Below are 19,945 nucleotides of genomic sequence, written 5' to 3' on the forward strand. Positions count from 1 at the left end.
CCATTCGGGGGCAGGTGCGCGGGCGGGCCCGCCGGCCGCGCTCAGCGAGCCACGTACGTCCGGGCCGCCTTGTCGTGCCAGGCCTGGCGGCGCGGGCGGTCCACGAGGCACCAGAGGCTGCCGGGAAGGCCGAGGAAGGCGTACACCAGCCAGCGGCGCAGGGCCGCGCCGAAGGTGGGCGGGCGCAGGGTGGCGGTGGCCAGGACCCGGACGCCGAGCAGCTTCTTGCCCGGGGTGCGGCCCCAACGGGCCGTGGGCAGCACCTCGTAGAGGATCCCGAAGAGCAGGACGGCGCCGAGGACCAGCGCCAGTTGGCCGGCGATGGTCCCGTCGAGGAGCCAGACGGTGGTGGTGCGGCCGCTCGCCCGGGCGGCGTCCACCTTGGCCTCGACGTGGGCGGTGGCCTCGGGCAGGAGGGGACGGGCCACGGCCACCGCGACGGCCGCGTGGACGAGCGAGTCCAGGGCCCGGGCCATGGCCCGGCGCGGCAGTCCGGCGGGGCGCACGGCCCGCTCGGCCATCCGCTCGAACACCTCCCGGGGCGTACGGGCTCCCGCGGGGCGGGAGCCGGAGCCGTCCGGGCGGACCTCGTCGGCCCGGTGGGGCTCCCGGCTCTGCGGCTGGGGCCGGGGCTCCGGCCGGGCCTCCGCCGGGGCGGGTGCCTCGGGCCGTGCGGCGATCCTCGGGCGCACGCCGGCGGGGCGCGGCGCCCAGACCTCGGGCCGGTCGGCGGCCGGGGCCTCGGGGGCGGCGGGACGCGGCCGGGACGGCGCGGGAGCGGGAGCCGGGGCGGGTGTGGGCGCCGGGGCCGGAGCGGGAGCGACCGCCTCGGGCCAGGAGGAGGTGAGCCCGGACCCGCCGGGACCGCCGGCTCCGGGGGCGTCGGGCCAGGCCGGGGCCTGGGCGGCCGGGGAACGCACCGACAGGATGCCCGCGGACGCCTGCTCGGGGAGTCTCGTCGGGGCGGCCGCGGGAGCCGCCGCGGCGGCGGCCGTGCGGGCCAGGGAGATGCCCGCCGACCGCGGTGACGGTTCCGATTCGGGTTCCGGTTCGGGTTCCGGTTCGGGCCGCGGGGCGGTCTGCGCGGCAGGTGCCGGATCCGGCGTGCTGCCCCATGACACCCGGTGGTCGCGGGGCCCGCCGAAGCCGGCCTGGTGCACGGGATCGGCCTGCCACACCGCGGGTTCGGCGACGGGCTCGGCGACGGCCACGTGCGCGGGGGCGGGAACGGGTTCCGGCAGCGCCTCGGTCATGGAGGTCTCGTCGAGGAACACCGGTCCCGTCTCGTCCGGGCGTACGGCGTGCCCGCCGCAGACGACGGGTGCGGCGGGTGCGGCGACCGGCGCGGGAGCGGGGGCGGCCTGTGCGACAGGTGCCTGCTGCGGGGCAGGGCGGCTCGTACCGGGAACCCAGGCCGCTCCGTTCCAGTAGCGGATGTACCCCGGGATGGACGGATCCGGGTAGTAGCCCTCGCGGGCCGCGTGCTCGCCGTCACCAGGGGAGGCCGTCATGTCCCCAACTCCGATCGTGGCTTGAGGCTTGTGCAAGGGAGGACCATAGCCAAGAACCGCCCCCCGACAGGTCCGGTAACGGGAGAATCCAAGCAAACGAGCGAACGTCACCCTGCACGACGGTTTTCGGTCAGCCGAAAGAAATAAGCCAATCTCCGGTTCGCTGCCCGAAGTCACGTCATACCCGGGCACACTGCCGCTCTCTCCGGGTGTGGGGCACCGTCCGGCCCCGCGCACCGAACCGAAGTGAGGCCGTCATGCACCACCCCGTCATCGAGCGCGAGCTGGAACTGAAGCTGGTCCTGTCCCCCGAGCGCAGCATCCCCGTCCCCGCCCGGCTCCTCTACGTCACGCACGACCCGTACGCCGTCCACATCACCTTCCACACCGGCTCGAACACCCCGGTCAACTGGACGTTCGCCCGGGAACTGCTGGTCGAGGGGGTGTTCCGGCCCTGCGGCCACGGCGACGTCCGGATCTGGCCCACGAAGGTCGACAACAAGGCCGTGCTCTGCATGGCGCTCACCTCCCCCGACGGCGACGCCCTCCTGGAGGCTCCCGCCGGCTCCGTGTCGGCCTGGCTGGAGCGCACGCTGCGCGTCGTTCCGCCCGGCACCGAGACCGAGCGGCTCGGCCTGGACGACGCGCTGGCCGAGCTGCTCGCCCCGACCCCGGCCGACGACCTGTGGCTGCGCGACCCGTGGCCGTCGGACGAGTCGGCGGACGGGGACCTGTGATGCGGGGCGAGCGCGCGCGGGGCGGCTCCGGCGGCCCGGCGCAGGCGTCAGAAGAGCTTGCCGGGGTTGAGCAGCCCGAGCGGGTCGAAGGCCTGCTTGACGGCCCGTTGCATCTCCAGCCCCACCGGGCCGAGTTCGCGGGCCAGCCACTCCTTCTTCAGCACACCGACCCCGTGCTCGCCGGTGATGGTCCCGCCCAGGGAGAGGCCGAGGGCCATGATCTCGCCGAAGGACTCGCGGGCCCGCCGCGTCTCGTCCTCGTCCGCGGGGTCGAAGCAGACGATCGGGTGGGTGTTGCCGTCCCCGGCGTGCGCGCAGACCCCGATGAGCAGGTCCTGGGCGCGGGCGATGGCGGCCGTACCGTCGAGCATCTCGCCGAGCCGCGAACGCGGTACGCACACGTCGTCGATCATCGTGGCCGGCCGCAGCGCCTCCAGCGCGGGGAAGGACATCCGGCGGGCCTGGAGCAGCAGTTCGGACTCCGCCTGGTCCTCGGCAGGCACGACGGCGGTGGCGCCGGCGGCCGTGCACAGCTCGCCGACGGCCGCGAGGTCCTCGGGGGCGTGCGGGGTGTCGAAGGCGGCCAGCAGGAGGGCCTCCGTGGCCTCGGGCAGCCCCATCTTCCCGAGGGCGTTGACGGCCCGGACGGTGGTCCGGTCCATCAGCTCCAGCAGCGAGGGGGTCAGGCCCGCCTCCATGACGGCGCAGACGGCCTCGCAGGCGGCCGCCACGGAGGGGAACTCGGCGGCGAGCGCCAGTTGCCGGGGCGGCGCCGGCCGCAGCGCGAGGACGGCCTGGACGACCACGCCCAGGCTGCCCTCGGAGCCCACGAAGAGCCGGGTCAGGTCGTAGCCGGCCACGCCCTTGGCGGTACGGCGGCCCGTGCGCAGCAGCCGCCCGTCGGCCAGGACCACGTCGAGGCCGAGCACGTACTCGGCGGTGACCCCGTACTTGACGCAGCACAGGCCGCCCGAGGCGGTGCCGATGTTGCCGCCGATGGTGCACTGCTCCCAGCTGGAGGGGTCGGGCGGGTAGTACAGGCCCTGCTCGGCGACGGCCCGTGAGAGCACGGCGTTGACCACGCCCGGCTCGACCACGGCGATCCGGTCGACGGCGCTGATCTCCAGGATCCGGTCCATCTTGACGAGCGAGAGGACGATGCAGCCGTCGGAGGCGTTGGCGCCGCCCGACAGGCCCGTCCGGGCGCCCTGCGGAACCACGGGGATCCGTAGGGCCGTGGCGGTGCGCAGGACGTGCTGGACCTGTTCCACGGTCCGGGGCAGGACGACGGCGGCCGGTGTGCCGGCGGCGCAGAAGCTGGCCATGTCGGTGGCGTAGGAGGTGGTCACCTGGGGATCGGTGAGCAGTGCCTCGGCGGGGAGCCCTTCGAGCAGACCGGCCCGCAGACGTGCGAAGAGATCGTCATCCATGGGACCAGCGTGGCAGCCGGGGCCATCGGTGTGAACACGACGGCGCTCCCCTTCGGACACCTCCGTGAACTCTTCATATTGACGCACAGTGACCCCATGGACCGTATCGACGAGGAATCGCAGACGCCGGCGCCGCCCGTGACCTTCACCGGCCGCAAGACGCTCGTGGCGGCCGCGGTCGCCGTGGTCCTGATCGCCGGGGCCCTGCTGATCCGGCCTACCAGGACCGATGACGACGCCCGTCCGCCGGAGCCGAGCGAGCGGGCCGCGTCGGCGGTGGGCATGGGCGCGCCCGCGGCGGCGGTGGATCTGACGGCGCTGGTCGCCGATCGGGAGAAGTGGCTCGCGGCGCATCCGGACGATCACGCCTCGTGGGCCGTGCTCGGCTCCGCGTACCTCGAACGGGCGCGGCGGACGGCCGAATCCGGCTGGTACCCGAAGGCGGAGAAGGCGCTCAAGCGTTCGCTGGAGGTCCGGCCGGCCGAGAAGGGCAACTTCGACGCGATGACGGGCATGGGCGCGCTGGCCAATGCCCGGCGGGACTTCGGGACGGCCCGCAAGTGGGGTGAGCTCGTACGGGCGCAGGCGCCCAAGCGGTGGGCGGCGTACCCGGTGCTGGTGGACGCGTACACCGGGCTCGGCGACTACAAGGGCGCGCAGAAGGCGATGGAGCAGCTGCTGGACATGCGGCCGGGCCTGGCCGCGTACGTCAGGGCCTCGCAGGTCTATCGGGACCGCGGTTGGCGCGAGGACGCGGTGCTGTCGATGGAGCACGCGGCGGGCGCGGCGAAGACTCCGGCGGAGAAGGCGTACGCGCTGTTCCGGCTCGGGGAGCTGTCCTGGGAGCGGGGGGACGCGGCCGAGGCGCTGCGGCAGTACGAGGGTGCGCTGCGGACGGATCCGGCGCAGGCGGAGGCGCTCGGTGGCCGGGCCCGCGCGCTGGCCGCGCTGGGCCGTGGCGGGGAGGCGGTCCGGGACTACCGGATGGCGCTGGGCCGGTCCGCGATGCCGCAGTTGGCGCGGGAGCTGGGTGAGCTGCTGGATGCGCTGGGGCGGCCCCAGGAGGCGCGCGCCCAGTACGAGGCGCTGACCACGATGGTGGCCCGGGACAGTACGAACGGGGTCGACGACGCCGTGCTCCTCGGGCTGTACGAGGCGGACCACGGCGATGCGGCGGCGGCGGTGCGGCGCCTGTCGCAGGAGTGGTCGCGGCACAAGAGTGTGCAGGTCGCGGACGCGCTGGGGTGGGCGCTGCACCAGAGCGGCGAGGACACCGCGGCGCTGGAGTACGCGAAGAAGGCCATGGAGCCGGGGCTGCGCAACGCGGACTTCGCCTACCACCGGGCGATGATCGAGCAGGGCCTCGGTGACGAGGAGGCGGCCCGCCGTCACCTCCAGGAGGCCATGCGGACGAACCCGCACTTCTCGCCGCTGCGCGGGCCGCTGGCGAAGCAGGCCCTCGCGTCGATCGCCCAGCCGCCGTCGGGCGGTCCCGAGAACATCCGCCCGACGGCCCCTTGGGTGGAGCCGGAGCTCCCGAAGGCGGCGAAGCCGAAGCCGACCCCGTCGGGTCGCTGAGCCGCCGACAGCACAGCGGCGCCGCACCCGTGCACGGGTGCGGCGCCAGGCCCCCCTCGGGCCGTGCCGTCAGGACGCGCCGCGCGGTGCACCGAAGCGATGCGGTGCGGTGCGTGCTGCGCGTCGTCATGCCGTGGGCCCGCGGCGCGTCGTACGCCGCGGGCCGAGCCGGCGGTTGCGGCTAGAGGTTGCCGCGCTTGTCCTGCTCGCGCTCGATCGCCTCGAACAGGGCCTTGAAGTTGCCCTTGCCGAAGCCCATCGAGCCGTGCCGCTCGATGATCTCGAAGAAGACGGTCGGGCGGTCCTGCACCGGCTTGGTGAAGATCTGCAGCAGGTAGCCGTCCTCGTCGCGGTCGGCGAGGATCTTCAGCTCGCGCAGCTCGTCGATCGGCACCCGGGTGTCGCCGACCCACTCGCCGAGGGTGTCGTAGTACGAGTCGGGGACGGACAGGAACTGGACGCCCGCCGCGCGCATCGTCCGCACCGTCGCGACGATGTCGTTCGAGGCCAGCGCGATGTGCTGGACACCGGGGCCGTTGTAGAACTCCAGGTACTCGTCGATCTGCGACTTCTTCTTCGCGATCGCGGGCTCGTTGATCGGGAACTTGACCTTCTTGGTGCCGTCCGCGACCACCTTGGACATCAGCGCCGAGTACTCGGTCGCGATGTCGTCGCCCACGAACTCCTTCATGTTCGTGAAGCCCATGACCTTGTTGTAGAACGCGACCCACTCGTTCATCCGGCCGAGCTCGACGTTGCCCACGCAGTGGTCGATGGCCTGGAAGGTGCGCTTGGCCGGGGCGGCGACCATCGGCTCGGCGGCCACGTAGCCCGGCAGGTACGGGCCGGTGTAGTCACCGCGCTCGACGAGCGTGTGGCGGGTCTGGCCGTAGGTCGCGATCGCGGCGAGCACGACCGTGCCGTGCTCGTCCTTGACCTCGTGCGGCTCCTCCAGTCCGCGGGCGCCCTGCTCGACGGCGTAGGCGTAGGCCGCGCGGGCGTCCGGGACCTCGATGGCGAGGTCGATGACGCCGTCGCCGTGCTCGGTGACGTGCTCGGCGAGGAAGCGGCCGTGGTCGGTCGTCGCCTTGATGACCGAGGTCAGCACGAAGCGGGCGGAGCCGTTGGTCAGTACGTAGCTCGCGGTCTCGCGGGAGCCGGTCTCCGGTCCGGAGTAGGCCACGAGCTTCATGCCGAAGGCGGTCGAGTAGTAGTGCGCGGCCTGCTTGGCATTGCCGACGGCGAAGACGACAGCGTCCATACCCTTCACCGGGAAGGGGTCTGCCTCACGCGCGGTGTGCGGGGTGGTTTCGAGGTTCGCCAGAGACTCAGTCATGCGACGCAGCGTCCCGCCGATCCACAAGCTGCGCAATAGTTTCCTATTTGGCTGTACAAACTGCCCAGGATGACCGCAGGCTGTGTGAAACATCTGTGCACTATGACCACCCGCGAGCACGCGTGGGCACCCGGAGGCATCCATGGGCATCGACGAACTCGACGGCCGGCTCATCGTCCTGCTCGCCCGGGAGCCGAGGATCGGGGTCCTGGAGGCCTCGCGGCGGCTCGGGGTGGCCCGCGGGACCGTGCAGGCACGCCTGGACCGGCTCCAGTCGACCGGGGTCGTCCGAGGGTTCGGCCCGCAGGTCGACCCGACGGCGCTCGGGTATCCGGTGACGGCGTTCGCGACGCTGGAGATCAAGCAGGGGCAGGGGGCGGACGTACGGGCCCACCTGGACGGGGTGCCGGAAGTGCTGGAGCTGCACACCACCACCGGGCACGGGGACATGCTGTGCCGGCTGGTGGCCCGGTCCAACGCCGACCTCCAGCGGGTGATCGACCGCGTCGTCGGCTTCGAGGGGATCGTGCGGGCCTCGACGGCGATCGTGATGGAGAACCCCGTACCGCTGCGGATCATCCCGCTGGTGGAGCAGGCCGCGGGGGACGACACCCGGGCCTGAGCCGAGGGCGACAGCATCCGGACAGCATCCGGACGACGAGTTGCAAAGAAATGCTTGCATAGAAGTCTTTGCAACTCTATCGTCGTGCCATGCCCGAGAACCCCCGGCCGGTGGAACCGGCCCCAGTGGCGGAGCCCCAGGTCCGCGCGCTCGACGCCCGCTCCCTGCGCGGCCTCGCCCATCCCCTGCGCATGCGGATGCTGACCGCCCTGCGCCACGAAGGACCGGCGACCGCGTCCCAACTCGCCGAGCGCTTCGGCGAGTCCAGCGGTTCCACCAGCTACCACCTGCGCCAGCTCGCCGCCCACGGCTTCGTCGAGGACGCGCCCGGGCACGGCAAGGGCCGCGAGCGCTGGTGGCAGGCCGCCCACGAGGGCACCAGCCTCGACGAGTCGCTGATGCACGACGCCGACCCGGCCACGCGCGGCGCGATGGACGTCTTCCTGCGGGAGATCGCCGCGACCCACGCACAGGAACTCGGTGCCTGGCTCCAGGGCGCACACACCTGGTCCCCGCAGTGGCGCAGCGGCTCCGACCTCAGCAACTTCACCCTGCGCCTGACCGCCGGGCAGAGCGAGGAACTGCTGCACAAGATGCATGACCTGATCGACAGCTACCGCGGTCTGCCCGAGGCGCAGGACACGCAGACGGTCCGCCTCCACACGCACGTCTTCCCGCTCGGCGCCCCCGAGTAGCGGCTCCGCCGCACCCACCGCCCCTCCCCCACCCTCCAGGAGTCCCGCTGTGCACGCCTTAACCGATGGACCGCGGCGCGCGGAGCGCCGTACGGACAAGCGCCCGCTGGCCGGCGTACTGGCCGCCAACACCATTTCCATAGCCGGAAGTTCGCTCACCCTCATCGGCGTTCCGTGGTTCGTGCTCCAGACCACGGGCAGCGCCGGCCGGGCCGGGGTCGTGGCCTTCTGCGCCACCCTGCCCGTCATCGTGGCCGCCCTGGTCGGCGGACCGGTCATCGACCGGATCGGCCGCCGCCGGGTCTCCGTGGCCTCCGACCTGATCAGCGGCCTGTCGGTCGGCGCGATCCCGCTGCTGCACCACGCGGGCGTGCTGGAGTTCTGGATGCTGTGCGCGCTGATGGCCGTCGGCGGCCTCGTGCACACCCCCGGCCTGACCGCCCGCGCCGTACTCCTGCCGAATCTCGCCGAGCACGCCGGCACCACCATCACCCGTGCCGCCGGCCTCTACGACGCGGTCTCGCGCGGCGCCCGGATGATCGGGGCGGCGGTGGCCGGCCTGCTGATCGCGGCGTTCGGCGCCGAGACCGTACTGCTGCTCGACGCGGCCACCTTCGGGGCGTCGGCGCTGCTGGTCACCGCCCTGCTGCGCGGGGTGCCGGCCGCCGAACCGCAACGCACCACCGGGAAGGTGTCCTTCGGGGCGTACCGCGCCGAACTCGCCGAGGGCTGGGCCTTCATGACCCGTACCCGGCTGCTGCTGGGCGTCACGGTGATGGTCATGATGACCAACGGGCTGGACCAGGGCTGGTCCTCGGTCCTGCTGCCGGTACACGGCCGGGAGGCCCTCGGCGGCGCCACCGCGATCGGCCTGATGATCTCCCTCTTCGGCGGCTTCGCGCTGCTCGGCGCCCTGTTCTACGGGATGTGGGGCGAGCGTTTCCCGCGTCGCGCGGTGTTCACGGCGGCGTTCCTGCTGTCCGGGGCGACCCGGTACGTGGTGGCCGCCCTCACCGACACGACCCTGCCGCTCGCGGTGACGATGGCCCTGGCCGGCCTGGGAGCGGGCATGCTCAACCCGATCCTGACCACCGTCATGTACGAGCAGGTGCCGGAGGCGCTGCGCAGTCGCGTCTCGGGCGTGGCCACGGCGGGCTGTGAGCTCACGATGCCGATGGGCGGACTCGCCGCGGGTCTGCTGGTCGACGGGTTCGGGGTCACGACGGCGCTGCTGCTGTTCGGCGGCACCTACCTGCTGACGACGCTCGCCCCGATGGTCTTCCCGGCCTGGCGGGGACTGGACGAGGGACCGGACGGCGGGCCGGCCGGTGGGCCGGAGATCAGCAGGACGGAGCCGGCTCTCCCCGGTTCAGCGCGCGAAGCGAGTTCACCGCATCCGTCAGCGAGGTGACGGGGACGAGCCGCAGCCCCTCGGGGAGTTCCGACAGGGCGTCCGCGCACTCGGCCTTCGGTACGAGGAACACGCTCGCCCCGTCGCGCCGCGCCGCCTGGGTCTTCAGGGCCACCCCGCCGACCGCGCCGACCGTGCCGTCGGCGGTGATGGTGCCCGTACCGGCGACGCTGCGACCGCCGGTGAGATCGCCGCCGCTGCCGTCACCGTCGAGCTTGTCGACGATGCCGAGGGAGAAGAGGAGCCCGGCGCTCGGGCCGCCGACGTCGGCGAGATTGAGCTCGACCTTCACGTCCTTGGGATCCTTGTGGAGAAAGCCCAGGGCCGCGTCGGTGGCGGCCGACTGCGACTTGGTCATCTCGTCCAGGTTGTGCTTCTCGATCTCCTCGTCGCTTCCGCCCGAGGAGTAGACGGCCTCCCTGGGCATGACCGCCTGATCGGTCTTGAACCAGTGGCCGATGAGCTCGTGCAGCTTCATCGTCGAGGACGGTCCGGTGGCCCGGATGGTGGTCATCCGCAGCTCGCCCTTGGTGTCCCGGACGGGGGCACCGGTCACGGTGATGACCGGCTTGCCCTGGTCGGAGCCCAGGACGTCGGCCGTGAGCCCGGGGATGGCGACCACGAAGGGCAGCGGCGCGAAGGCCGCGGCGGCGAACAGCCCGAGCACGGGCACGGCGCAGACGGCCAGGGCGGCGGGACGCGGCAGACGTGTGAGGCGAGAGAGCACCCGCCCAATCTATCCGGACCCACCTCCGCACCGACCCGCCGGCACAGCCGGCCCGCCGCCCCACCCGCCCCCGCCTGCGTTTGACGCGCTCTTTCAGCCCCGCCGGCGTTTGAGGCGCGGGGGTCCGGGTGCGGCGCCCCCGGCGACGGCGCCGCACCCGGCAGCGAACCGCCACCCGGCACGGATCCGCCGAGCCCGCGGCCTAGCGAAGGGCGTCGGCGACTTCCCGAGCCGCGTCGACCACCCGCGGCCCGACCCGCTCCGGCACCGCGTCCGCCAGCATGACCACTCCGACGCTGCCTTCCAGCCCGGTGATCCCCACGAGCGGCGCTGCGGCGCCACTGGCGCCCGCTTCCAGCTCGCCGTGGGTCAGCGTGTACCCCGGCTCGATCAAGGAGCCCTGACGGGCCGCCAGGATGGCCCGCCCGGCGGCCCCGCGGTCCAGCGGGTGGCGGAAGCCGGCCCGGTAGGCCACGTGGTAGTCCGTCCAGGTCGGCTCCACGACGGCGACGGCGAGCGCCTCGGTGCCGTCGACGAGGGTCAGGTGCGCGGTGGCACCTATGTCCTCGGCGAGGGACCGCAGCGCGGGCAGGGCGGCCTCGCGTACGAGCGGGTGGACCTGTCGGCCCAGTCGCAGCACTCCGAGCCCGACCCGGGCCCGGCCGCCGAGGTCACGGCGGACCAGGGCGTGCTGTTCGAGGGTCGCGAGGAGCCTGTAGACCACGGTGCGGTTCACACCGAGGCGGTTGGAGAGCTCGGTGACGGTCAGACCGTGGTCGGTGTCGGCGAGCAGTTTGAGGACTCTGAGCCCTCTGTCGAGAGTCTGGGAGGTTTCCGCGGTCACGACGCCTCGCCCTCTTTCGGTGAGCGGCGGTGACTCCCGAGGTGGCACGTCGCCGGTCCCGCGGCGACGCACGGAGAGGCCGCCGGTAGCGGCCATAGCACCGGCTGCGCTCCCGCGGCGGCGCTGCCACGGTGCGTTTGATGCGGGGACAGTAGCGAGCAGGTCCGCTCAGCGGAAGGGCTCGTCCAGAATCCGGGCGCGCGATACCCGTTTGTGCCGTTTACTGATCGACCTCGGTGTCAATTCGTGACCTCATTTGCCACAGGGCGCCTTTACCACCCCATTACTCTGAGCATGTTCAAAACGACTGTGATCGGCTCCAGGGGGGATGCGCCCACGCGTACCCGGAGCCGGCATGAGGGGGAAGCACCACATGAAGCTCAAGCGCATTGCCGTCGTGGCCGCCGCCGCGGTGGTGGGTCCGACGGTCCTGATGGCCACGCCCGCGATGGCCGACGAGGTCGCGAACCCGGCGGTCTCGACGCCGGACGCGGCTCCGAAGGACGACACGGCGCCGGCGACCGGTGGGACCGCCGAGACGCCGGCGCCCGAGGCCCCGAAGCCCGGCTCCGCCCAGCAGCCGCAGGCCCCGAGTGCCGAGCAGCAGCCGGCCGCGGGTGCCGGGGCCGAGCAGAAGAGCGGGAAGAAGGAGCAGAAGAAGGCCGCGGAGCAGGTCGCCGCGGCAGGCCCGAAGCTGACCCTGGACGGGCTCCCCACCGCCTTCAAGGCGGGTGGCGGCTGGAGCCAGTTCTCCCTGCACGTGGACAACTCGGGCCGCCCGGCGGTCGACGACCACTCGCTCGAACTGGTCCTGTGGACGCTCGACACCTTCGCCTGGGAGTCGGGCGACATCCAGGCGGAGGTCTACGCGCCCGACTCCAAGGGCACCTGGGGCTGGCACGCGGTCGAGGCGTACGGATCCGAGGAGGTGTACTCCTTCTCTCTCGCCGACGTCGATGTCGAAAAGAACGAGGTCTTCGACCTCAAGCTTCGGATGAAGTTCGGCAAGGACACCCCGCCCTCCCGCTTCTCCCTGTCCACCACCTCCGAGGGCGGCTCCGGGGACCGTGTCCGGTACGAGTCCAAGGTCACCGGCCCCGTGCAGGAGGAGAACGACGGCCCGAAGGTCTCGGTGGAGGGTCTGCCGGCGGGCGGCTTCACGGCCGGCGGCGACTGGCAGCCGTTCGCCCTGCACGTCGACAACTCCGGCAAGAAGAAGATCGACGAGTACGGCTTCACGCTCATCTTCGACAACGCGGTCAACACCCTCCGGGGCAAGCACCTCGACCTGGAGATCTGGGAAGGCGGGCGCTGGGTCGCCGCCGAGAAGGACCCGTCCGGTCAGCTCGCCGGCACGATCCTCGACCGGGCCGTCGGTGCGAACGCCACGTTCGACATCCAGCTGCGGGCCAAGTTCGGCATGGACGCCCCGATCGGCAAGATCGTCGCCGTCCTGCTCGCCGACGACCACGGCGTCGACCGGATCACCTCCGACGTGGCCTTCGCCCACACCTCGATCAACCCGGCGGCGAGCACCGGCAACCAGCCGAAGCCCGACGGCGGCACCACCACGCCGATCGTCGACGGGAACGGCACCGGAAACGGGGCGGGCACCGGAAACGGCACCGGCACCGGCACCAGCACGGCGCCCACCACCGGCGGGCAGCTGGCCGAGACCGGCTCCGACGCCGCCACCAGCTGGGCCCTCGGCGGCGCCGGCGTGGCGCTCGCCATGGGCGCGGCCCTGGTCGCCGGCAACGGCCGCCGTCGCCGCCCCACCGCGTAACGGCGGACGGGGTCCGTGCGAACCTCCGCACGGACCCCGTCCCCCACCACCTACGGCCTCACCGCATCCGGGTGGCCCACTCCTGCACCTTCTTGATCCGCTCGCGCAGCTGCCCCGCGGTCGCCTCCGCGCTCGGCGGACCGCCGCACACCCGGCGCAGCTCCGTGTGGATCACCCCGTGCGGCTTACCGCTCTGGTGGACGTAGGCGCCCACCATCGTGTTCAGCGACTTGCGCAGCTCCAGCAGCTCCTTGTGCGAGACCACGGGCCGCCGGTCGGCCGGCAGCTCCAGCAGGTCCGCCTCGGCGTCCGGCTTGCGCCGGCTGTGCGCGATCTGCCGCGACTGCCGCTTCTGCAGCAGCATCTGCACCTGGTCCGGCTCCAGCAGCCCGGGGATGCCGAGGTAGTCCTGCTCCTCCTCGCTGCCCGGGTGCGCCTGCATGCCGAATTCGGCGCCGTCGTAGAGGACCCGGTCGAAGACCGCGTCGGACTCCAGCGCCTCGAAGGACATCTGCTCTTCTTCGCCGGTGTCCTCGTCCTCCTGCTTGTTCGCCTCGTCCATCTCCTTCTCGGACTCGGCGTACGGATCCTCCTCGCCCTGCTTCTTCGGCTTGTCGAGGACGTGGTCGCGTTCGACCTCCATCTCGTTGGCGAAGCCGAGGAGATAAGGAATGGTCGGAAGGAACACGGACGCGGTCTCGCCGCGCCGGCGCGAACGCACGAAACGCCCGACGGCCTGCGCGAAGAACAGCGGCGTCGAGATGGTGGTGGCGTAGACGCCCACCGCGAGGCGCGGTACGTCGACGCCCTCGGACACCATCCGCACCGCGACCATCCAGCGGCTGCCGTCCTCGCTGAACTCGTCGATCCGCTTGGATGCGGCGGTTTCGTCGGAGAGCACCACGGTCGCCTTGCTGCCGGTGATCTCCCGGAGCAGCTTGGCGTAGGCGCGCGCCGATTCCTGGTCGGAGGCGATCACGAGGCCACCGGCGTCCGGGATGCCCTTCCTGACCTCCGTCAGCCGCTGGTCGGCGGCGCGCAGCACGTTCGGCATCCAGTCGCCGCGCGGGTCCAGCGCGGTGCGCCAGGCCTGGGAGATGGCGTCCTTGGTCATCGGCTCGCCGAGCCGGGCGGCGATCTCGTCGCCCGCCTTGGTCCGCCAGCGCATGTTGCCGCTGTAGGAGAGGAAGATGACCGGCCGGACGACGCCGTCGCCGAGCGCGTTGCCGTAGCCGTAGGTGTAGTCGGCGGAGGACCGCCGGATCCCGTCGTTCCCCTCCTCGTACGTGACGAAGGGGATCGGGTTCGTGTCGGACCGGAAGGGCGTTCCGGTCAGGGCCAGGCGGCGGGTCGCCGGGTCGAAGGCCTCCAGGCAGGCCTCGCCCCAGGACTTCGAGTCACCGGCGTGGTGGATCTCGTCGAGGATCACGAGGGTCTTGCGCTGCTCGCAGCGGTTGCGGTGCAGCATCGGCCGCACGCCGACACCGGCATAGGTGACGGCGACGCCGTGGTAGTCCTTGCTGAGCGGTCCGGCGGAGTACTCGGGGTCGAGCCGGATACCTATCCGCGCGGCGGCTTCCGCCCACTGCTTCTTCAGGTGCTCGGTCGGCGCGACGACGGTCACCTGCTGGACCACGTGGTGGTGCAGCAGCCAGGAGGCGAGGGTCAGCGCGAAGGTGGTCTTGCCGGCGCCGGGCGTGGCGACCGCGAGGAAGTCCCGCGGCTGGTTCTGGATGTAGCGGTCGAGCGCCCCCTGCTGCCAGGCACGCAGCTTGTTGGCGGTACCCCAGGGGGCACGGCCGGGGAAGGCGGGTGAGAGATGGTGGGAGGCGGTAGTAGTCACGGTCTCCGGTTCGTGCTCTCGGCGTATCTGGTACGGGTGGCAGGCAGTCGTACGTAGGACAACCGGGCCACCCTACCGGCCCGGGCCCGCCCCTCGCGGAGGGACAGGCCCGTGACCTCGGCGGGTGCGGCGAGCGTCACATCGCTTCGGTCAGCGACCGCAGTCGGTGGGCGATCCGCGCGACATCGCTCTCGTGTCCGGCGGCCACGTCGATCACCAGTCCGTACGCGGTCTCCTGGTCGGCGTCGCCCAGGTCGACGCCGTTCACGGCGAGGAACGTCGCCGCGGCGAGCCAGGCGGTGCGCTTGTTCCCGTCGACCAGAGGGTGGTTCGTCGCGAGGGCGTGGAGCAGCGCGGCGGCGTGCTCGTACGGGTCCTCGTAGGCCGGAACGCCGAACATGCGAGCCCGCGGCCGGTGCACGGCCGACTCCAGCAGCCCGGGGGCGCGCAGCTCGACCGGCTGGTCCTGGGCCAGGCAGGCGTGCCGGGCCAGGTCGAGGACCTCGGCGAGCGTGAGGTGGCGCACCGGGGCCGAGGCTGTGGCCGGGGCCGGGGCCGGGGCCGTGTCGGCGCTCATGCGCCGAGCCGCTTCAGCAGGGGCGCGTGCCGCAGCGCGAGCCGCCGCGCCTCGACGCCGACCCGGTCCCGTTCGGCCCGCAGCAGCGCCCGTACGGCGTCGAGCGCCAGCTCCTCGGGCGTGCGGCCGGTGGCGTCGGCCAGGTCGGCGCACTCCGCCCGCTCCGCGTCGGACAACTGGATGATCAGCTCGTTCATGCCCGGAACGGTAGTTCCGCGGCTGCCCGCGACACATCCGGATTTCGGGCGCTCAGGCCTTCGCGGGCTCCAGCCGGGTCGCGACCCAGGCCCCCACCAGCGCGACGGCCGCCATCGGCAGGAACACCACGGCGAACGCGGCCGGGTGCGAAGCCGACGCGCCGGCGGCACCGACGGTGTGGGCGGCGCCCACCGCGCCACCCCCGAGCGCGGCGAACGCGGCGCCCCCGCCGGCCAGCAGCACCACGTTCGCCAGCGCGTCCGAGATCTGCAGCGAGGCGGAATTGGCCCCGGCCTCCTCCGGCGCCGACAGCTGGAGCAGCAGCACGCTGGTGGAGCCGATCACCAGGCCCATGCCCAGGCAGCCGACCGCCCAGGCCACGGCGAGCGTCCACACCGGCACGGATTCGATCAGCACGGCGGGCGCCGCGGCGATGGCCAGCGCCACCATCACCATCCCGCCCACCATCAGCTGCTTGCGGTACGGCGCCGTCCGGCCCTGGGACTGCACCCACGAGCCGCCCGCCCAGGTGAGCCCGCCGAGCGCGAGCGAGAACCCGGCCATCGTCGGGCTGAGCCCCCGCTGGGTGACCAGCATCAGCGGGACGAAGCTCTCCGCCGCGATGAACGACCCGGCGGCCACCCCGCGCAGCAGCACCACGGACGGCAGCCCGCGCCGCGCCCGGTAGGTCCCGCGCGGCAGCAGCCCCAGCACGGCGGGCACGAGCAGGGCGGCGCCCACGATGCCCGGCACGAGCGACAGCCACCGCAGGTCCTGGGCGGCGTACTGGAGCAGCCCCGCCCCCACCGAGATGCCGAAGGCCAGCCGGATCCGCCGCCGGTCGAAGGCCATGGGCGGGGCGTCGGGGTCGACGGGCCCGGACGCGGTCCGCCGTATCGCGGGCAGCGCCACCACCAGGGGGACGACCACGAGCGCCGGTATCCCGAGGAAGACCCACCGCCAGCCGAGGTGCTCGGTGACCGTTCCGGAGGCCAGCGGCCCGACGATCGAGGGGACCACCCAGCTCGCGGCGAAGGCCGCCATGATCGCGGGGCGCAGCCGCTCCTCGTAGGCCCGGCTGACGACGACGTAGAGGGCGACGATGACCAGCCCGCCACCGAAGCCCTGCACGGCCCGGCCGAGTACGAACACCCACATGACCCCGGCGGTCCCGGCGATCACCAGCCCGGAGGCGAAGGCCGCGATCCCGACGGTCAGCGGCCGCAGCGGCCCCTGCCGGTCGGCCCACTGGCCGGCCAGGACCATGCCGAAGAGGCTGGTGGTGAAGTAGGCGGAGAAGGCGAAGGCGTAGAGCCCGATCCCGTCCAGTTCGCGGGCGGCGACGGGCATGGCCGTGCCGACGGCGGTGGCCTCGAAGGCGATGAGGAAGACGACGGAGATGATCCCGATGCTGAGCGTCCGGTACGCGGGCCCGAGAACCCCGCCCGGGGGCGGGGGCGGGGTCGGTGCGGTCGTCTCGGGCACGCGGCGTTCAAGGGCACTCATCGCTTCAGAGTAAGGTGCGTAGCCTCGTAGTGACCCTGTCAATTCGACGGATCCCGCTCTCGTCCCGCAGACCTAGGTCCGCCGGACTGTGAACGCGGCATGGCAGTCGCGTTGCACGGGCGGCGCATCCCTTCCCCGGCCCCGCGGGCCCCCGTAGCGTCGTGCACGTCACCACCACACAGCCGTGTGCCCGAGTGGTTGAGGGACTCGCCTGCAAAGCGAGGCACGCGGGTTCAATTCCCGCCACGGCTTCGCGGCGGGCCGCCCAGGGGCAGGCGCACCCCTGGGCGGCCTTCGCCTTTCCGGGGCTAGCCGGTACACCGGTTCTGCTGCTTCGCCCGGTCGACGTACTTCTTCATCAGCTCGGCGAGCAGCCGGCGCGTCTCGTCGGGCTTGCCGTCGACGGTCCCGGACAGTCCCAGGGCCATCTCGAAGGAGTCCTCGGCCCTCTTGCAGGTGATCCCGGCGACGGCCCCCGCGTTCCACACCTTGCCGTTCTCCACGGCGGGGATCGATTCGGCGTTCGCCGTGTCGGGCAGCGGCGGGAAGCCTCGCCCGAGAGGCTGCCAGGTCGCGTCGGCGAGCACTCCGCTCTTGCCGTCGACGTAAATGTTGCAGGTCACGCCACGGCGTTGCGCGTTCAGTTCGACGTCGAAGGGGGAGTCGACCGTGACCTCGTCCCCCGTGCCCAGCAGGGGCGCCAGCTCGTCCGGCGTGAAGACCCCGAAGCACGTCTCGGGCCGTACCTTCGAGGCGGCCGACGGCTTCTTCTCCTCCGCGCAGCCGGAGAGCAGCGTGACCGCCACCGCGAGGGTGGCCGTGAGCACCAGCGCGGTGCGGCTACGGGCGGCGCGGGGCATTCAGGAGCTTCCCTTCGAGGAATCGACCAGATCTCGACCGGCACCGTACCCGTTCGTCGTCTCGGTGGCCGCGACGCCCGCCAGTGCACCGATGGTGCGCTCGCTCATGCCGGATCCCTCCGCGGCCTTGCGCACGGACGCCGCGGCCGACGCCCCGGCCGCCTGCTCCGCATCGACGTAGGCGCTCGCCGCCGCCTGGTCGCTGTCGGCGGTCTTCTCCACGATGTCCTTCTTCGCGCCCTCGACCACGCTCTCGGTGATGTCCTCCTGGAGCCACTCCACGACGTCCCCGGCCAAGGGGACCATCTCCAGATACTTGCCACCGGCCGCACTGATGGCCCGGTTGATCCACTTCGCGTTGTCCTCGACGCCCTTGACGTACTCCTCCTGCTTGTGGCCGTTCTCGGCGTACACGCCTTCGACCCTGGCCTCGGAGAGGATGCCCGCTATCTGACCGCCGGGGTGGACGGCACCGTGGATCGCCGCGTCCAGGTCGTCGTACTCCGCGCGGTGGGCGATGACATCGTTGATGAGTGTGGTCGTGAAGGCCCGCTGGGAATTGGTGATCGCCCCGTACGCGTCCGGATCCTGCGCGACCGCCCCCAGGAATCCTGCCATTTCGGACTTGTCGAACTCGGCCATCACGCCGTTCGCCTTGATCAACCCGCTGTTGTTCTCCGCCGCGGCCTGGATGTCCGGCATGTACTCGGCCGCCATCTGGCCGAAGTGCCCGGAGAGGCCGTTCAGCGGGCCGTCCGGGTCCTTCGGGTCCGCGTCGACCAGCTCGGGCTTGTCGCCGATCTTCTCGACGACCCGCTCCATGACCGCCGCCATCTCCTTCGTATGCGGGACCGGCGGGGAGTCCTCGTCACCCGGGGCGCGGTGCGAGACCGCCGCCATCAGGGCGTCACCGACCGCCTGCTGGGCCGGGTGCAGGTCGCCGGTCCGCGAGATGTCGAAGCTGTCCATGTACGGCTTCTTGTCGAGCATGTAGTCGACCATGCCCTGGTCCTTGCCGTGCTGCCCCGAGACCGGCTTGTCGTCCTTCGTGACGATGCCGTCCTTGTTGCTGTCCTCGCGGACCGGCTCGTTGAAGAAGGCCGTCGCGGCGTCCGGGTTGTTGCCCAGCGCCTCCATCAGACCGGTCAGCGGGTAGAAGCCGCGCCCGTCCTGGCCCTGGCTGAGGACCGACTCCAGCCCGTACGGGGTGTGGAACTCCCAGGCCCTCGGGTCCTTGCGGTCCATGGCGACCATGTCGCGGCCGACCGAGGTGAGGAACTCCGTGTCGTACGTCCCCTCGCGCAGCAGCGCGCCCAGGGCCTGGTAGCCGTAGATCTGCTGCACGCCGCCGTAGACGGCCATCTCCTTGCGGCCCGCCTTCATCAGCTGGGTCGTCCAGGCGGCGTCGAGGTGGTTCGGGACGTCCTTGTGCGTCGCGAGCCCGAGCATCGCGCCCATGTCGCTCTGGATGTTCGCGACCATCAGCGCACGGTCCTTGCCGGCCGGCCCCAGGCCCGTCGCGTCGAGGGACATCGTGGAGTACATCTCCAGCGTGCCCTCGGCGCCGATCGTCCGGTAGAAGCCCGTGGAGAACTCGGGGTCCGTGCGGTTGTCGTCGAGCAGTTCCTCCAGCTCGCGCAACGCCTCGACGTTGCGGGCCGTGCCGCCCTCACCGGTGACCTTCTTCATCAGATCGGCCGCGCGGGCCACCTGTTCGGCATCGAGGGTGGTGAACTTCGGTCCGCTGAAGTCGTGTTCGTCGGCGGTGTTCGCCCGCAGGACCCGGACCAGCGAGTCGTCGGCGTCCTGGGCGTCCTCGACCGCCCGGTTGATCCTGGTCTGCCACGCGTTGCGGGCCGCGTTCAGGGTCTGCTGGTAGTCGGGGTCGTGGCGGGCCGCGTTCCGCTCACCCTCGGTGGGCAACGGGATGGCGGTGACCCGCCCGTCGGCATCGACCCGAAAGCCTGCCGCCGGGGCTTCCGCGGCGAGCTTCTTCAGCTCGTCCTGAGCGGCCTTGAACGTCGCGTGCGCGTCGGCGAGGACCTGGTACATGCCCTTGGCGGCCTTGGCCGCGTCCTCGAACTCCTTGGCCGTCTTGTCGACGAACCCGCGCGCCACCCCTGCGGTGACCCCGCTCCACTCGGCCTTGTCGGACTTCGCCTTCATGCCGTTACGAGCGGCCTCGGCCATCTCGTCCAGCTTGCCGGCCATCGCCGTCCAGTCGGTGACGGCCGTCTGGAGCTTGCCCAAGGGCGCGTTCATCACGTTCTCGTACGTCAACATG

The 19,945-nt window shown here is 72.2% G+C and carries 17 protein-coding genes and 1 tRNA gene; 7 read left to right on the forward strand and 11 right to left on the reverse strand.

The window, feature by feature from the left end:
* Positions 1–41 precede the first annotated feature (41 nt).
* On the reverse strand, positions 42–1,511 hold the full coding sequence (locus tag BCL76_RS29815) for an RDD family protein (protein ID WP_109782456.1): 1,470 nt from the start codon (positions 1,509–1,511) through the stop codon (positions 42–44).
* Positions 1,512–1,768: 257 nt separating this feature from the next.
* On the opposite strand from BCL76_RS29815, the gene BCL76_RS29820 reads away from it, so the two are divergent.
* Positions 1,769–2,248: an SsgA family sporulation/cell division regulator gene (locus tag BCL76_RS29820; RefSeq protein WP_109782457.1), complete on the forward strand. Its 480-nt coding sequence runs from the start codon at positions 1,769–1,771 to the stop codon at positions 2,246–2,248.
* Positions 2,249–2,295: 47 nt separating this feature from the next.
* Here BCL76_RS29820 and BCL76_RS29825 read toward each other — a convergent pair whose 3' ends face one another.
* Positions 2,296–3,678, reverse strand: a complete 1,383-nt coding sequence (locus BCL76_RS29825; RefSeq protein WP_109782458.1) for an FAD-binding oxidoreductase — start codon at positions 3,676–3,678, stop codon at positions 2,296–2,298.
* Positions 3,679–3,774: 96 nt separating this feature from the next.
* Here BCL76_RS29825 and BCL76_RS29830 point away from each other — a divergent pair, with 96 nt between their 5' ends.
* Complete coding sequence (locus BCL76_RS29830; protein ID WP_258309968.1) at positions 3,775–5,256, forward strand: tetratricopeptide repeat protein; 1,482 nt, start codon at positions 3,775–3,777, stop codon at positions 5,254–5,256.
* Positions 5,257–5,437: 181 nt separating this feature from the next.
* On the opposite strand, the gene hppD is transcribed toward BCL76_RS29830, so the two are convergent.
* Complete coding sequence (gene hppD / locus BCL76_RS29835) at positions 5,438–6,592, reverse strand: 4-hydroxyphenylpyruvate dioxygenase (protein WP_109782459.1); 1,155 nt, start codon at positions 6,590–6,592, stop codon at positions 5,438–5,440.
* Positions 6,593–6,734: 142 nt separating this feature from the next.
* On the opposite strand from hppD, the gene BCL76_RS29840 reads away from it, so the two are divergent.
* The 3 genes from BCL76_RS29840 to BCL76_RS29850 all read left to right on the forward strand — a co-directional run bounded on the left by BCL76_RS29840 (position 6,735) and on the right by BCL76_RS29850 (position 9,320).
* Entirely contained in the window at positions 6,735–7,214 is a 480-nt protein-coding gene (locus BCL76_RS29840) for an Lrp/AsnC family transcriptional regulator (protein WP_109782460.1), read from the forward strand.
* 89 nt (positions 7,215–7,303) lie between these two features.
* The gene (locus tag BCL76_RS29845; protein WP_109782461.1) at positions 7,304–7,909 is read left to right on the forward strand and encodes an ArsR/SmtB family transcription factor; all 606 of its coding nucleotides are present in this window, start codon (positions 7,304–7,306) and stop codon (positions 7,907–7,909) included.
* 49 nt (positions 7,910–7,958) lie between these two features.
* On the forward strand, positions 7,959–9,320 hold the full coding sequence (locus tag BCL76_RS29850; protein WP_109782462.1) for an MFS transporter: 1,362 nt from the start codon (positions 7,959–7,961) through the stop codon (positions 9,318–9,320).
* On the opposite strand, the gene BCL76_RS29855 is transcribed toward BCL76_RS29850, so the two are convergent.
* Together BCL76_RS29855 and BCL76_RS29860 are read right to left on the reverse strand one after the other, a co-directional pair.
* Complete coding sequence (locus tag BCL76_RS29855; protein ID WP_109782463.1) at positions 9,250–10,047, reverse strand: S16 family serine protease; 798 nt, start codon at positions 10,045–10,047, stop codon at positions 9,250–9,252. The two genes, BCL76_RS29850 and BCL76_RS29855, sit on opposite strands and share 71 nt — an antisense overlap.
* A gap of 202 nt (positions 10,048–10,249) precedes the next feature.
* On the reverse strand, positions 10,250–10,891 hold the full coding sequence (locus tag BCL76_RS29860) for an IclR family transcriptional regulator (protein ID WP_007264382.1): 642 nt from the start codon (positions 10,889–10,891) through the stop codon (positions 10,250–10,252).
* A gap of 355 nt (positions 10,892–11,246) precedes the next feature.
* Here BCL76_RS29860 and BCL76_RS29865 point away from each other — a divergent pair, with 355 nt between their 5' ends.
* On the forward strand, positions 11,247–12,677 hold the full coding sequence (locus tag BCL76_RS29865) for a hypothetical protein (RefSeq protein WP_146228442.1): 1,431 nt from the start codon (positions 11,247–11,249) through the stop codon (positions 12,675–12,677).
* A gap of 58 nt (positions 12,678–12,735) precedes the next feature.
* On the opposite strand, the gene BCL76_RS29870 is transcribed toward BCL76_RS29865, so the two are convergent.
* The 4 genes from BCL76_RS29870 to BCL76_RS29885 all read right to left on the reverse strand — a co-directional run bounded on the left by BCL76_RS29870 (position 12,736) and on the right by BCL76_RS29885 (position 16,801).
* Positions 12,736–14,520 (reverse strand): DEAD/DEAH box helicase, encoded by a 1,785-nt coding sequence (locus BCL76_RS29870; RefSeq protein ID WP_030769659.1) that lies wholly within the window; start codon positions 14,518–14,520, stop codon positions 12,736–12,738.
* A gap of 136 nt (positions 14,521–14,656) precedes the next feature.
* The gene (locus tag BCL76_RS29875) at positions 14,657–15,097 is read right to left on the reverse strand and encodes a type II toxin-antitoxin system death-on-curing family toxin (protein ID WP_181382786.1); all 441 of its coding nucleotides are present in this window, start codon (positions 15,095–15,097) and stop codon (positions 14,657–14,659) included.
* Positions 15,094–15,294 (reverse strand): hypothetical protein, encoded by a 201-nt coding sequence (locus tag BCL76_RS29880; RefSeq protein ID WP_109782465.1) that lies wholly within the window; start codon positions 15,292–15,294, stop codon positions 15,094–15,096. The genes BCL76_RS29875 and BCL76_RS29880 overlap by 4 nt, the downstream gene beginning before the upstream one ends.
* A gap of 52 nt (positions 15,295–15,346) precedes the next feature.
* Positions 15,347–16,801 (reverse strand): MFS transporter, encoded by a 1,455-nt coding sequence (locus BCL76_RS29885; RefSeq protein ID WP_109782466.1) that lies wholly within the window; start codon positions 16,799–16,801, stop codon positions 15,347–15,349.
* Positions 16,802–16,981: 180 nt separating this feature from the next.
* On the opposite strand from BCL76_RS29885, the gene BCL76_RS29890 reads away from it, so the two are divergent.
* A tRNA-Cys gene (locus BCL76_RS29890) sits at positions 16,982–17,053 on the forward strand.
* Between the two features lie 56 nt (positions 17,054–17,109).
* On the opposite strand, the gene BCL76_RS29895 is transcribed toward BCL76_RS29890, so the two are convergent.
* Both BCL76_RS29895 and BCL76_RS29900 read right to left on the reverse strand, forming a co-directional pair.
* Complete coding sequence (locus tag BCL76_RS29895) at positions 17,110–17,661, reverse strand: hypothetical protein (RefSeq protein WP_109782467.1); 552 nt, start codon at positions 17,659–17,661, stop codon at positions 17,110–17,112.
* A complete protein-coding gene (locus BCL76_RS29900; RefSeq protein ID WP_109782468.1) occupies positions 17,662–19,944 on the reverse strand; it encodes a hypothetical protein in 2,283 nt (760 codons plus the stop codon).
* Position 19,945 lies beyond the last annotated feature (1 nt).

The sequence above is a fragment of the Streptomyces sp. CG 926 genome (genome assembly GCF_003148825.1).
Lineage (GTDB): Bacteria > Actinomycetota > Actinomycetes > Streptomycetales > Streptomycetaceae > Streptomyces.